Source organism: Arthrobacter crystallopoietes BAB-32, assembly GCF_000328305.2.
GTDB classification, from domain to species: Bacteria; Actinomycetota; Actinomycetes; order Actinomycetales; family Micrococcaceae; genus Crystallibacter; species Crystallibacter crystallopoietes_A.
In genome coordinates this window covers 18,337-32,458 of the sequence record NZ_ANPE02000121.1, presented here as the reverse complement: position 1 = coordinate 32,458, position 14,122 = coordinate 18,337, and the positions used below count along the sequence as shown (strand labels likewise).

The 14,122-nt window shown below is 68.0% G+C and carries 12 protein-coding genes; all 12 read left to right on the top strand.

Features of this window, described 5'->3' with window-relative positions:
- A partial coding sequence (locus D477_RS09930) for a DUF4129 domain-containing transglutaminase family protein (RefSeq protein ID WP_237740750.1) occupies positions 1-1,751 on the top strand: 1,751 nt, incomplete at its 5' end.
- Entirely contained in the window at positions 1,736-2,977 is a 1,242-nt protein-coding gene (locus tag D477_RS09925; RefSeq protein ID WP_005268898.1) for an RDD family protein, read from the top strand. The genes D477_RS09930 and D477_RS09925, both read left to right, overlap by 16 nt.
- A complete protein-coding gene (locus tag D477_RS09920; protein ID WP_005268897.1) occupies positions 2,974-3,828 on the top strand; it encodes a PP2C family protein-serine/threonine phosphatase in 855 nt (284 codons plus the stop codon). Before D477_RS09925 ends, D477_RS09920 begins: the two co-directional genes overlap by 4 nt.
- A complete protein-coding gene (locus tag D477_RS09915) occupies positions 3,828-5,456 on the top strand; it encodes an FHA domain-containing protein (protein ID WP_005268896.1) in 1,629 nt (542 codons plus the stop codon). The genes D477_RS09920 and D477_RS09915 overlap by 1 nt, the downstream gene beginning before the upstream one ends.
- Entirely contained in the window at positions 5,453-7,036 is a 1,584-nt protein-coding gene (locus D477_RS09910; protein ID WP_005268895.1) for a serine/threonine-protein kinase, read from the top strand. The genes D477_RS09915 and D477_RS09910 overlap by 4 nt, the downstream gene beginning before the upstream one ends.
- 87 nt (positions 7,037-7,123) lie before the next feature.
- Positions 7,124-7,840 carry a hypothetical protein gene (locus D477_RS09905; protein ID WP_005268894.1) on the top strand — a complete coding sequence of 239 codons (717 nt, stop codon included), beginning with the start codon at positions 7,124-7,126 and terminating at the stop codon, positions 7,838-7,840.
- A gap of 148 nt (positions 7,841-7,988) precedes the next feature.
- Complete coding sequence (locus tag D477_RS09900; RefSeq protein ID WP_237740749.1) at positions 7,989-9,653, top strand: HNH endonuclease; 1,665 nt, start codon at positions 7,989-7,991, stop codon at positions 9,651-9,653.
- A gap of 5 nt (positions 9,654-9,658) precedes the next feature.
- Positions 9,659-11,884 (top strand): NAD-dependent DNA ligase LigA, encoded by a 2,226-nt coding sequence (gene ligA, locus D477_RS09895; protein WP_005268892.1) that lies wholly within the window; start codon positions 9,659-9,661, stop codon positions 11,882-11,884.
- A 13-nt stretch (positions 11,885-11,897) separates the two neighbouring features.
- Positions 11,898-12,407: a DUF2087 domain-containing protein gene (locus D477_RS09890; RefSeq protein WP_005268891.1), complete on the top strand. Its 510-nt coding sequence runs from the start codon at positions 11,898-11,900 to the stop codon at positions 12,405-12,407.
- A gap of 78 nt (positions 12,408-12,485) precedes the next feature.
- The gene (locus D477_RS22640) at positions 12,486-13,178 is read left to right on the top strand and encodes a hypothetical protein (RefSeq protein ID WP_005268890.1); all 693 of its coding nucleotides are present in this window, start codon (positions 12,486-12,488) and stop codon (positions 13,176-13,178) included.
- A 56-nt stretch (positions 13,179-13,234) separates the two neighbouring features.
- Positions 13,235-13,735, top strand: coding sequence for a GNAT family N-acetyltransferase (locus D477_RS09880; protein ID WP_005268889.1), 501 nt, complete (start codon positions 13,235-13,237; stop codon positions 13,733-13,735).
- A gap of 88 nt (positions 13,736-13,823) precedes the next feature.
- Positions 13,824-14,120, top strand: a complete 297-nt coding sequence (gene gatC / locus D477_RS09875) for an Asp-tRNA(Asn)/Glu-tRNA(Gln) amidotransferase subunit GatC (protein ID WP_005268888.1) — start codon at positions 13,824-13,826, stop codon at positions 14,118-14,120.
- Positions 14,121-14,122: the final 2 nt, after the last annotated feature.

Genomic DNA, 14,122 nt, shown 5'->3' with positions numbered 1-14,122 from the left:
GCTTGGCGGCCGGCGTGCTGGCAGTCGCAACGGCGGCTACCGCCCTCGCCGCGCCGGCACTCACGGCGACCGAGGGACGGAAGGTGCTGCGCGACGTCGTCGAACCTCCCGTGGACCTCTACGACTACCCGTCGCCGCTGATGAATTTCCGCCAGTACGTCAAGGACAAGTCCGAAGACACGCTCTTTACCGTGCAGGGGCTGCCGGCCGGGGAGCGGGTGCGGCTGGCCGCGCTGGATACCTACGACGGCGTGGTCTACAACGTCAACCCGGAGAGCGGCGGCAACTATGCGCCGGTGGGCGACGCCAGCTCGCTCGGATCCCTGGCCGGCGAGGGGGAGTCCGTCGAGCTGGATTTCCAGGTCGCCGACTACACCGGCGTGTGGCTGCCGGCCGGAGGCGAGCTCAACGGAGTGGCGATGGAGGGCCCGCGCGCCGAGGAGGTGGGCGGATCGCTCTACTACAACGAGGACTCGGAAACCGCGCTGGCAACCTCCTATGTCCGCCCGGGGGACGCCTACTCGGTGAACGTGACGTTCCCGGACAAGCCGGAGGACGGCCAGCTGGCCCAAGACCGCTTCGCCCAGCTCAAGCTGCCGGAGCCGGACCAGGTGCCGGCCATCGTCGGCACCGAGGCCAGCGAGCTGGTGGGGGATGCTACCGAGCCCATCGAGCAGGTCCGCCAGCTGGAACGGGCGCTGCACGAGAACGGCTTCTTTTCCAACGGCAAGGAAGACGAGGCCCGCAGCCTTTCCGGCCATGGTGCCGGACGGATCACGGCCCTGCTGGACGCCGAGCAGATGATCGGCGACGACGAGCAGTACGCCGTCGCGATGGCACTGATGGCCCGGCACCTGGGCATGCCCGCACGCGTGGTCATGGGCTTCTACCCGGACCCGACGATCGAACGCACGGCAGCGGACCCGGTGGAGATCAAGGGCAAGGACGTCCACGCCTGGGTGGAAGTGGCCTTCGAGAACGCCGGCTGGGTGGCCTTCGATCCGACGCCGGACAAGGACAATGAGCCGACGCCGCCGCAGCAGCAGCCCAAGTCCACGCCCAAGCCGCAGGTGCTGCAGCCGCCGCCCCCGCCGCAGGAGCCGGCCGAGCTGCCGCCGGATTCCGCACCGGAGCCGCAGGACGCCGAGCAGAACGAGAAGGGCTTCTGGGAACAGTGGGGCTGGCTGGTCACCGCCGTTGGTGTGGCGCTGATCCCGGTCATCATCCTGCTGATCCCGCTGTTGCTGATCGCCTGGCTCAAGCTGCGCCGCCGCAAGCGCCGCGCCGCGGACGGCCTGCCGAGCACGCGGGTGAGCGGCGGCTGGCGCGAGGTCGTCTCGCTCGCCACGGACATGGGGGCGGCCGGCACTCCGCGGGCGACGCGGCGCGAGCACGCCGCCGAACTCGCCGAGGCCTTCCCTGCGGCTTCCGGCACCACCACGCTGCTGGCGCACCGCGCGGATGCTGCCGTGTTCGGGCACGGCGAACCGACGGAAGTCCAAGTCCGGCAGTACTGGGAACTGGTCGACAAGTCGCTGGACGAAATGGCCGCCGGAGCCGGGTTCTGGAAGCGGCAGCGTGCCAAGTATTCGCTGCGGTCGCTGCTGGCCGATGCGCGGTCCCGGTTGGCGCAGCGGCAGCAGGGTTCAGCGGGCACGGCGCGTGTCCGCGGTGGAAAATCCCACCGTAAAGTAGAGTCACCGGTCAGGGAACAACGCGAGGGAGTGGACGGTACGTGGCGGCAAGACTGAACCTCGTCAGCGCGTCGGCTGGCAAGAGATTCGGCGCATGGGCGATCGACCGAATCCCTCCCGTCGTGGTGGTGGGCATCGCCTACGGCATCAGCATGCCCGCCGTGCTGCAGGCCGCGGCCAGCGGCAGCGAAGCCGACGCGGCCGGTGCCCTCGGCGGCATGCTCCTCTGGCTCTCCATCGCTGCGCTGCTGGCCCTGGCCTACACGGTCTGGAAGTGGATCTGGGAAGCCCGTTCGGGCAAGACCCCGGGCAACCTCCTGCTCGGCCTCCGCACCGCCAACGAGGACGGCGAGGCCCCGGGCCTCGCCGCGATCTTCATCCGCGGCCTCATCCTCGCCGTCAGCGGCGTGGTGCCGGTCGCCGGCCCCATCGTGGTGACCATCTCGAACCTGTGGGACAGCAACCACAAGCGCCAGGGCTGGCATGACAAGGTGGCCAAGACGCTGGTGCTGGACGTCAACGCGGGCCGCGATCCGCTGACGACCGGCGGCTTGTACGGCGCGGCCGGCTTCGGACCCGGGGGAGCGGCACCGCAGGGCGCCTTCGCCGGTGCCATGGCCGGACCCGTCAACGCGACGGGCCAGGCAGCCGCAGCCCCGGCGGCAGGCGGCGGGTCTCCGTTCGCAGGCCAGCAGTGGCCGGCCTTCGACGCGAATGCCGCTGCCTCCGGCAGCATTATTTCCGGCATCCCCGGCTTCAGCGCGCCCGCCGAACCGGCCACAAGTACGACGACGGCGGCCGGCACCGCGCCGGCGACCTCACTGGCGCCGGAGGCACCGGCGTCGTCCGTTCCCGGTGTGTCCCAAGCCGGGGCCCACGCCGACGACGACCTGGCATTCACCCGGGTACGCACCGAAGCTGCGGCCGCCGCGCCCGCACCGGCCACCCGGCCGGCGGGTGTCACCATCCGCTTCGACGACGGGCGCGAAGTCCAGGTCGAGGGGAGCGCCCTGATCGGCCGCAACCCGGCAGCGGCACAGGGCGAGGACGTCGACCAACTCATCGACTTCGCCGACATGGGCCGCTCCGTGTCGAAGACGCACCTGCAGCTGCGCGTGGAGGGCAATACCGTCTGGGTCGGAGACCGCAACTCCACCAATGGCACCGCGGTCACCGGCGCGGACGGTGTCCGCCAGCAGCTCACGCCGGGCAGCCCCGCCCAAGCCTTGATCGGAGACACAGTGCATTTCGGCGACCGCAGCTTCATCATTGGGCAGGCATGACCAGCGACCAAGAACGGCATATTGACTCCATCCGACTCACCGTCGGAGCAGGCACGGACCGGGGGTTGCGCCGGGAACTCAACGAAGACTCCTTTGTCGCGGCGGCCCCGCTGTTCGCCGTGGCTGACGGCATGGGCGGCCACGAGGCCGGCGAGGTCGCGAGCCGCATTTGCGTGGAAACCCTGGCCGAGTATGCCCGGGAACGTCCCCTCGGCGCCGCGCAGATGCAGCAGCTGCTGGTCGATGCCGACCGCCGGATCCGGATTGCCGCCGCCTCCCGTGCCGGCACGACGGTCACCGGCGCGGCGCTGGTGGAAGAGCGCAACATGCCGTACTGGCTGGTGTTCAACGTGGGCGACTCGCGGACCTACCGGCTGAACCAGGGCAAGCTGGAGCAGGTCAGCATCGACCACTCCGAAGTCCAGGAGCTCCTGGAAGCCGGCCGGATCACCGCGCAGGAAGCGCTGGTGCACCCCCGCCGGCACGTCGTCACCCGCGCACTCGGCACCGGCGATGACGCCGAACCGGACTTCTGGATGCTCCCGGTGGAACCCGGGGACCGGCTGCTGATCTGTTCCGACGGGCTGACGTCCGAGGTCAGTGATGCGCATATCTACTCGATCCTGACATCCACGCCGCGGCCCCAGGACGCCGTGCAGGCCCTGATCCAGGCCGCGCTCCGTTCCGGCGGCCGCGACAACATCACCGTGCTGGTGGTCGACGCGGCGGATACCGCCCGGGAAGCCGAGCAAGAGGCCACCGCGCCGCGTCCGGAGGCGGAGGAATCCAACACACTGCCTCGGCCGCTCCCGGGCGGGCCGGGCACAGCACCGACCGAGGGGGAGCTCTGATGGCAGCCGTTTCCTACCGTCCCGGCCCCTGGCTGGGCCTGGTCCGCGGCGGCACCATTGTGCTGCTGGACAGCGGGGCGCGGGATGAAGTGGTCCACGAACTGTGGGACGTGCTGGCCGGCCAGCCGACCCTGCAGTCCGTCCTGGGCGCTGTGATCAACGCCTACGGAAGCGACCTCTCGGCGCTGCCTGAATTCGCGATCGTGTCCTTCAGCGGCCAGCTGCACACCATCCTGCGCGGCGACGTGGTGGTCAACGCCGACGGCAACGCCGGAGCGGCCGAGCTCTCCGGCAAGGGTGTCACCACCTGGGCCGAGCGGCTGCTGCCCGAGCAGGAACTTTTCGACGTCGTCATCAACGAGGGCAAGGAAGGCCAGTGCCGCTGGCTGCCGTTGAGCGAAGGCGTGGTGCAGCTGGGCGGCATCCGGGTGGGAAACGACGACGGCGCGGGCACCGTGGGTGCCGAACGAGCTGTGGTTTCGCCGGCGGGAGCTCCCATGGTCGCGGCACCTGTAAGCGCCTCCATCGTTTCCGCAGCTGAGCCTTCCAGCCAAGCCCCGGCGGCTGAAGTTGACCCTGCCGGCCCGAGCGATCGGCCCGGAGAAGCCCGGCAGCAGGACTCCGGCCGCGGTCCGGCAACGCCGGACGTGCCCGAGGCACTCGAACAGACGGGCGTCTATGACCTGGACGGCTTGGATGCTCCCGCCACAGCCGACACGATCCTCTCGCCGGGAGACGAGGATGCGGAGGCACCGACCGGCGCCGGTGAGGAGGACCTCGAAGAGACGGTCGTTCATACCAAGGCCCAGCGGGCGAACCTGCCGGCGAACACTGTTCCGGAAACGGCCGAGCCAAACCCCGTAACCCCGACGCCCGCCGTCGCCAGCGGCATGCCGGCCCGTACGGTGCCGCAACCGCCAGCCCCGGAGACGCCCGCCGTCAGCCTGATCGACTCCGTTCCCTGGCTGACCCCGTCCGCCTCTGCCCGTGCACGCGCGGCGGAATCGAAGGCTGCCGAGGCCGCTCAACACGTGCCTTCCCCTACAGCCGGGCCCATGTTGCCTGCACCCAAAGGCGACCATGACGGCCAAACACTGATGCGAAGCGACCTGAAGGACCTGGCAGCAAGTCCTCCGGCCGGGGCCGCTGCGGCTGAGCCGCCGGCAACGGGCCCGATGGTGTTGGCCCGAGTCTGTCCGCAGGGCCACGCCAACCCGCCGACCCGCGCGTCCTGCTCCAGTTGCGCGGCGCCGCTGGCCCATGACGCCCGCGAGGTCAAGCGGCCCAGCCTGGGCAAGATGCGCCTGTCTTCCGGCGAAGTCATCGAACTGGACCGTCCGGTCATCGTGGGCCGGCAGCCGTCCGCCTCCCGGGTCCAGGGCAGCGTCATGCCCCAGCTGGTCCAGGTCCGCAGCGTCAGCGGCGACATCTCGCGATCCCACCTGGAGGTACGGCTGGAGGGCTGGCACGTCATCCTCGGCGACCTGAAGGCAACCAACGGGACCATGCTGATCCGCGATGGGCAGCCGCCGCGCCGCTTGGGCCAGGGCGAGTCCATGATCCTGTTCGACGGCGACATCGCCGACTTGGGCGACGGCGTCTCCCTGCGTTTCGAGGACCTGCTGTGAGTTCCAAGCGTCCGCCTGCGCCGCCGCCTGCCATTGACGGCTACCGCTACGTCAGCCTGCTGGGGTCCGGCGGCTTCTCCGACGTCTACCTCTACGAGCAGGACCGGCCGAAGCGCAAGGTCGCGGTCAAGGTCCTCATTGCCGACTTGAAGACGGAGGGCGCGCGCCGGCGCTTCGAATCCGAAGCCAACCTGATGGCCCAGCTGTCCACCCACCCGTTTATCGTGACGATCTACGAAGCGGACATCACAGCGGACGGCCATTCCTACCTGGCCATGGAGTACTGCTCGCGGCCGAGCCTCGATGCGCGGTACCGGCGCGGCCCGCTCGGTGTGGACGAGGTGCTCTCGCTCGGCGTCCAGGTGGCCTCCGCCGTCGAAACCGCGCACCGTGCCGGCATCGTGCACCGCGATATCAAGCCTGCCAACATCCTGGTCACCGACTACAACCGGCCGGCGCTGACCGACTTCGGCATTTCCGGCACCATGGACAGCGCCGACGACGACGCCGGCATGTCCATTCCGTGGTCGCCGCCCGAAGCCTTCCACAGCGACCATGCCGACGGCACCAAGATCGACGTCTGGGCCCTCGGCGCCACGCTCTACACGCTGCTGGCCGGGCGTTCGCCCTTCGTGCGGCCGGGCGGGGACAACTCCCAGCGCGAACTGATGAGCCGCATCGCGACGGCGCCGCTGCCTTCGCTGCGGCGCGCCGATGTCCCCGAATCGCTGGAACTGGCGCTGGCCACGGCCATGGCGAAGTCCCCGTCGTCGCGCTTCCGCTCGGCGCACGCCTTCGCGCTGGCCCTGCAGCGGATCCAGGCGGAACTGAATCTGTCGGTAACGCCGTTCGAAGTGCTCGAAGAGGCCCATGCCGCAGACGATGCCCCCGCCGACGAACACGGCGATGCCACCCGGGTCCGCCAGGTGGTCTCGATAGACCCGGACGGCACCACGCGTTCGCCCACGCTGGCACGTCCCGTCTTCCCGGACCGGGACACCACCCGTACCGTTCCTGCCGCCAGTGGTGCGGACACCACGGCCCGGCGGCCCGGGCAGGACGGCGCTTGCCCCGCGGCCGACGACGCCACCGTGCTGCGGCAAGCCGCCCCGGCCATGCCAAGCGGAACCCAACAGCCCGCGGAGGACTCCGCCGTCGGCCGTGGAAAACGGAAGCCGCTGGCCATCATTGGCGCGACTGCCGCTGCGTTGGTGCTTGTGGGCGGAGCCGCCGCTATCGTCAACATGCCTGCCCCGGAAGAGGAAGCAGCGCCGCCGCCGGTCAGCCAGCCGCCCGCCAATGCAATTGACGGTTTGGCCGGCAACATCGTGCCGCCTGAGGATCTTGACGGAAAGATCGACGCCGGCCGGGCCACCTTCAGCTGGACCAATCCGGACGAGCGGGACGGGGACATGTTCATCTGGACCCCGGTCACCGCCTTGGGCAAGGGCGAGCCCGAACGGACCCGCGAGGACACCGTCACCGTTCCCGTTGCCGAAAATGACCGGACCTGCATCGAAGTAGTGGTGCTGCGGGCCAACGGGAAATCGTCGGATCCGGTCCGCGGCTGCGCGGACTGACCTAGTAACAACCGGGGGGCCTTGAACTGCCGCCCGGGAAGCCGGCTCAGCGGCTGAAACGATGGATCGGAAGGGAAGAATCACACGATGGGGGCAAGCGTCGGAGCGGAACTCAGGATCGAGTTCTGCGGCGAATGGTTCGAAGCCAGGGATGATGAAGTTTTCTGCATCGGGCGAGAGGGCGATCTGGAGATCGATGACAACCCGTACCTGCACCGGAAGTTCCTGGAGCTCGCGCGCTACGACGGCATGTGGTGGATGTCGAACGTGGGCTCGATGATCTCGGCGACCATTGCGGACAGCAGCGGAGGCATGCAGGCCTGGTTGGCGCCGGGTGCCCGGATTCCGATGGTCTTCAGCCAGACCAATGTCGTCTTTACGGCCGGGCCAACCACCTACGAGCTTTCCGTTCATGTCAAGACTCCGGCGTTCCGGCAGGAAGCACGCGCCCATGACACGGTGGGGGAGACGACCATCGGGCCGGTGGTTTTTACTGACTCGCAGAAGGCGCTCATTGTCGCTCTGGCAGAGCCCATGCTGAGAAGGGACGGCACTGGACTGAGCTCGATCCCGTCTTCGACCCAAGCGGCCGCCCGGCTCGGCTGGCCGATGACCAAATTCAACCGCAAGCTGGACAATGTCTGCGACAAACTGGACCGGGTCGGCGTGGTCGGACTGCGCGGCGGAGGCGGCAAGCTGGCGTCCAACCGCCGCGCACGCCTGGTGGAACACGCGGTTACCTCCCATTTGGTCACGGCGGCCGACCTGCCGCTGCTCGATGCGCAGGCCGACGCCGAGGACTGAATCGCTTTCGCCTTCTGCGTGTTAGGCGGTTCCCGTAATGGGCGGACTGTGTCCCGCTTGTTCTGCATCTCATTGTCCTTCCCTTCGTTTCCACACTTCCCTAACAGAACCATTGTGTCTTCGATCACATTAGAATAATATCGAAGATATGTTCGATAAACCAGTCTCCATCACCTCATCCTCGGCCGATCCCGGGGACGTTCCGTCCGATCAGGGTGGGAGCAATGGTGACCCGCCCGGCGAACCGTTGGATGTTGCGACACTCCATGCCTGGTGCCAGATGCTGACTGAAGGCGGAGATGACGCTGACGGACTGGATGGGGCGGCGCTGGTGGACCGGCTGCGGGCGCTGGAGGATCTGAAGGCAGCCGCTGCAGCACGGCAGGCGGCGGACGCGGTTGCGTTGGACCGTTTCCGCCGCGAGTCCGAGGCAAGGAAGGGCGTGCCGGCAGACAAGCAGGGCCGGGGCGTCGGCCGAGAGGTAGCGCTGGCTCGGCGGGAGTCTCCGCGGAAGGGTGGGCGCCTGTTGGGTTTGGCGAACGCATTGGTCAAGGAAATGCCGCATACCATGGCGGCATTGAAGACCGGGCAGTTGAACGAGTGGCGGGCTACCATCCTGGTTCGGGAAACAGCCTGCCTAACGGTTGAAGACCGAGCCGCGGTGGATGAAATCGTGGCCGGGAACCCATCAGCGCTTGAAGGCGTAGGCGACCGGAAGCTGGCCGAGACGGCGAAACGAGCCGCGTACGCACGGGATCCCCACGCGCTCGTGGCCCGGGCCTCGAAGGCAGCGGAGGACCGGCATGTCTCCTGCCGACCGGCGCCCGACACCATGGCCTGCCTCACCGCCTTGCTGCCGGTGAGGTCCGGGGTGGCGGTCAACGCCGCGTTATCTGGTGAAGCGGACCGGCTGAGGGCCGCCGGTGACCAGCGCAGCCGTGGCCAAATTATGGCCGACACCCTAGTCGAACGAGTGACAGGACGCGCGGCGGCCAGCCCGGCCGACATTGAAATCCAATTGGTGATGACCGATCGAACGTTGCTGCAGGGCTCAAGCGAGCCGGCTTATCTCAGCGGATATGGCACTGTCCCGGCCCAATACGCACGCAACCTGCTCCGCCCCACCGGCCCCACAGACATCAGGGACAGCGGTACCGGCGGCGTGGTTAACAGTGACGGGGCGCTTGCTGCCGCTTCGGCGGATCCCGGCGCCGCAGAGACGGCTGTCCCGGATGCGGTGAAGGTAGCCATTCGGCGGTTGTACACTGCGCCCGTAACTGGGCAGCTGGTGGGCATGGACTCGAGGGCGCGGATCATGCCGGAGGGATTACGCCGGTTCATCCGGGCCCGCGACGCGGTTTGCCGTACACCGTGGTGTGATGCGCCAATTAGGCATTTTGACCATGTCATTGCGTACGCGGACGGCGGTCTGACCACGGCCGGAAACGGGCAGGGACTGTGCGAAGCGTGCAATTTGGCGATGGAAACACCAGGCTGGAGCCAGCGGCCAGTCGAAGCCGAACGCCACACCGTGGAGACGACCACCCCCACTGGGCACACCTACTATTCCACCGCGCCGGAACTACCCGGAACCAAGCACAACAGGCGCCTCCGGCCTTATTCGAAGCAAACGCCGGCCATCGGCGAGGTGAGTACGCACGAGGAACTTTACCCCCGGATCCCGCGGTTGGAACTGCCACGGGCAGCAGCTTGGGAGCAGCATCAGGCGGGGTTGGTTCAGCAGGCGTGGACTATGGCAGCTGCTGACATTGGCAGGCTTCCGTGGCGAGCTCTCAACGTTAGGGCAAGATAGGAAGGGTGAGCAAAGTCGAACCGCAGACGGACGAAATTCCCAGCCAAGACATACGGGAAGAATACGAGCAGCTGACCGAGGACGTGCGGCGCTACCGGTACGCGTACTACAACGAAGACTCACCGCTGGTCTCGGACGCCGAGTTCGACCGGCTCTACCGGCGGCTCGAGGAAATAGAGGCGCTGAACCCCGAACTGGTGGCAAATGACTCGCCCACGCAGGAAGTCGGCGGCGAGGTCTCGGCGGCATTCGCTCCAGTGGAACACCTGCAGCGAATGTACTCCCTGGAAGACGTCTTTTCCCTGGAGGAACTCCAGGTCTGGATCAGCCGCGCCACGGCGTCCGTGGAGAAGCAGGGCCGGCTGGATGAGCTGAAGTGGCTCAGCGAGGTCAAGATCGATGGCCTGGCAGTCAATCTGCTGTATCGGAATGGCGAGTTGGTCCGCGCCGCGACCCGGGGCGACGGCCATACCGGTGAGGACATCACCCACAATGCGCTGACCATTAAGGAAATTCCACGCACTCTTGAGGGGTCGGACCACCCGGCCGAGGTCGAGATTCGCGGAGAGGTCTTCATCCCCTCGAAGGCTTTCCTCGCGCTCAATGAGCAGATGGTGGAAGCCGGCAAGGCGCCGTTCGCCAACCCGCGGAACGCCGCCGCCGGGTCATTGCGGCAGAAGGATCCGGCCTTGACCGCGCAGCGGCCGCTGAGCATGTTCGTTCACGGTATCGGAGCCAGGGAAGGACTCAAGGCGGCCAGCCAGTCCGAAACATATGAGCTCCTGCGCGAATGGGGCCTGCCGACGAGTCCCTACTTCAAGGTGCTGGACAGCTACGACGAGGTGCTCAAGTTCATCGAGCATTTCGGCGACCACCGGCACGACCTGCTCCACGAGATCGACGGCATCGTCATCAAGGTGGACGATTTCGGGCTGCAGCGCGCGCTCGGCCACACCTCACGCGTACCGCGCTGGGCGGTGGCCTATAAGTACCCGCCCGAGGAAGTCCACACGAAGCTGCTGGACATCCAGGTCAACGTGGGCCGCACCGGACGGGTGACGCCATACGGCGTGATGGAGCCGGTCAAGGTCGCCGGCTCCACTGTGGAGATGGCCACCCTGCACAACCAGGACGTGGTGAAGGCCAAGGGCGTCCTGATCGGCGATACCGTCGTGCTGCGCAAGGCTGGTGACGTGATCCCCGAGATCGTCGGCCCGGTGGTGGCCCTGCGGGACGGCTCTGAACGCGAGTTCGTCATGCCGGCTGCCTGTCCCTCCTGCGGCACGCCGCTGGCACCGGCCAAGGAAGGCGACGTGGACATCCGCTGCCCGAATGCGCGGTCCTGCCCGTCGCAGCTGCGGGAGCGCGTGTTCCATTTGGCGGGCCGCGGCGCCTTCGACATCGAGGCACTGGGCTGGGAAGCAGCCATGGCGCTGACCGCTGGTCCGGGCCCGGATCCGGCGACGGTTGGCGGTCACCCGGCGCCCGAAGGCCCGGGCGTCCTGACGAATGAGGCCCGGATCTTCGAGCTCGCGGAGGATGCCGGGGACGCCACGCTGCGCGATTCGCTCGCCGAAGTCAAAGTCTGGCGGGAAAAGCGTTCCAAGGGTGCCGGTACCGGCGAGTGGGAGCTCGTTCCCTATTTCTGGTCCAAGCCAACCGCAAAGACCCCGTCTAAGCCCTCAGCCAACACGCAGAAGCTCTTCAGGGAAGTCGAGAAGGCCAAGAGCCAGCCGCTCTGGCGGGTGCTGGTGGCGCTGTCCATCCGGCATGTCGGCCCCACGGCCTCCCGTGCGCTGGCTACGGCGTTCGGCTCGATGGATGCCATCCGTGCTGCCAGCGAGGAGCAGCTGGCGGACGTCGACGGGGTTGGTCCGATCATTGCGGCAGCACTGAAGGAGTGGTTCGCGGTGGACTGGCACCGCGAGATCGTCGACTCGTGGGCTAAGGCCGGGGTCCGGATGGCAGACGAGGTGGATGAATCCAAGCCGCGCACGCTCGAGGGCCTGACTGTCGTCGTCACTGGCTCGCTGGAGCACTACAGCCGGGATGAAGCGAAGGAAGCCATCATCACCCGCGGCGGCAAGGCGTCGGGCTCGGTCTCCAAGAAGACCGACTACGTGGTGGCAGGGGAGAACGCCGGTTCCAAGCTGGACAAGGCCGAGCAGCTGGGGCTGAAGATCCTGGACGAGGAGGGCTTCGTCCGGCTGCTGGAGACAGGGGAAGCCTGAACGGAGGCCAGGGATGTCCACAGGTACGACGCCGGAACCACGCGACGCGGGGCAGGTCACCGCGGCAGCGGGGTGGCAGCAGCTGCTGTCCGCCCTCGCCAGCCACCGGTTGCGCGAGCTGTATGCGGCGGTGGTCTTGGGCCAGCAGCCGGTGATGACGCCGAAGGAACGCAGCAGGCTCGTCGGCTCCGGCCTGGTGCGGGACGAGGCCGGCCGGTTGCTCGCCGACGGCGAGGTCTTCAAGGCAGCCTTGGCTGCTGGCCGGCGGACAGAGCCGGCCGGCCCGGAGCGGTTCCTGCCGGACGGGCGCATCGACGTGCTCCCGCGCCGGGCTTCGGACCGGCTGAAGGTCCTGCACTACCTGCGGGACCGGGTGATCGGCCCGGACCAGACTCTGACGGAGAGGGAGCTGAACGTCAGGCTGGCTGAGTTCACCAACGATGTTCCGAAGCTCCGCCGGGCGCTGGTGGACTACCGTTGCCTGGACCGGGAACGGGACGGCAGCGCCTACCGCCGCGCCTGACTCGGCGGGCCGGCGTCATCGGAGCTGGCAGCGTTGAGTGCCCGGTCGCTGCATGCCACCATGTAAGGGTGAGCGGCCGTGGATGAGCTCTTCGCTGATGGCTTTCCCTGGTGGATGATCTGGGTGGGCTTCGCCGTGTTCTCCAGCGTGGGAGAACGCTTCCGCCGCGGTCGGAAGCGCCATCACAGGCACAAGGTCCACCGACAGGCAGAGGCCCGGGCCGAGCGGGAGCGGCGGGACAGTGCCGCGGCCTGGCTGGACCAGCTCCGCCGGGACACCGCCGCAGTCATGGCGGACCACGACGCCGTCAACGCGCGCTGGCTGGAGTACGAGCTGGACGTTGCCAAGCTGATCGACTATCCAATGATGTCGGACGTGCGCGAACCGCTGACCGTGGAATTCCTGCGGGCCAAGCGCGCCGCCGACGGGCTGCGTCCGCAGCAGGCAGAGGACATCTCCACCACGGAACGGCTGCAGGAGTACCGCGATGCCGTGCGCACATTCGAGGTGGCCTTCGAGATCGCCGAGCGCGAGGCCCGCCGGATCAAGGACCAGCACTTCACCGGTCCCGAGCGCCAGCGGCTGAACACGGCGCGGCGGCTCCTGACGATGGCCGTGGACCGCGCCGGAACCCCGGCCGAGCGCCAGCTGGCCTACCGCCGCGCGCGGAAGGAACTCGACGGGCTGCTGGCCCTGCCGCCGGAAGCCGTGGCCGCGCTGGAGCGGCGGGTGGCGCCGGAACTGCCACAGCGGCCGGTGAGGCACAATTGAAAGGCTGACGACCGCCGTCGTACTTTCCCCGACTCCCAAAGGACCGCTGCCGCTTCATGAGCATTACCATCCGCCCCGCCACTGCGGCTGATTACGACGACGTCGCCCGAATTACGCAGCAGGCGTACCTGGCCGGCGGACACCTGCGCGAAGAGGATGAATACCTGCAGACGCTGGGTGACGTTGCCCACCGTGCCGAGCACGCGATTGTCTGGGTGGCCGAAGTGGACGGGCGCGTCGCGGGCTCCGTGGCCCTGTCGCTGGAAGGGGAGGCGTACTCGGACATTGCGCGGGCCGGCGAACTTGAGTTCCGGATGCTGGCCGTGGATCCGCAGTTGCAGCGCGGCGGCGTCGGCCGGGCCTTGGTGCAGGCCATTGTGGACTACGCGCGCACGCTGGACAGTGTCCACACGGTGAGCCTGACCAGCGTGGACAACATGGCCGGCGCCCACCGGCTGTATGAGTCGCTCGGGTTTGTCCGCGCTCCGGAGCGGGACTGGTCCGTGCCGGGCGAGGACATCGGCCTGCTGGTCTTCGTCAAGGAACTGGCGGGCTGAAGGGCGCGCGTGCCCGGACGGTCGGGGGAGGGCAGCTGCCAAGAAGTAGACTGGTTCGAGAACACCCAAACCATTCACAGGGAGACTCATGTCTGAGATCAACCGTGAGGCCGTGGCGCATTTGGCGCGGCTGGCCCACATTGAGATGACCGATGCTGAGCTGGACCGGATGGCCGGCGAACTCGATGTCATCGTTGACTCGATCAAATCCGTCCAGGAGGCCGCCGGCGACGACGTGCCGGCCACATCGCACCCGATTCCGCTGACCAATGTCTTCCGCGAGGACGTTGTCGGCGAGACGCTGACCAACGAGCAGGCCCTTTCCGGCGCACCGGATTCGGCCGACGGCCGCTTCAAGGTCCCCGCCATTCTGGACGAGGAGTAGGA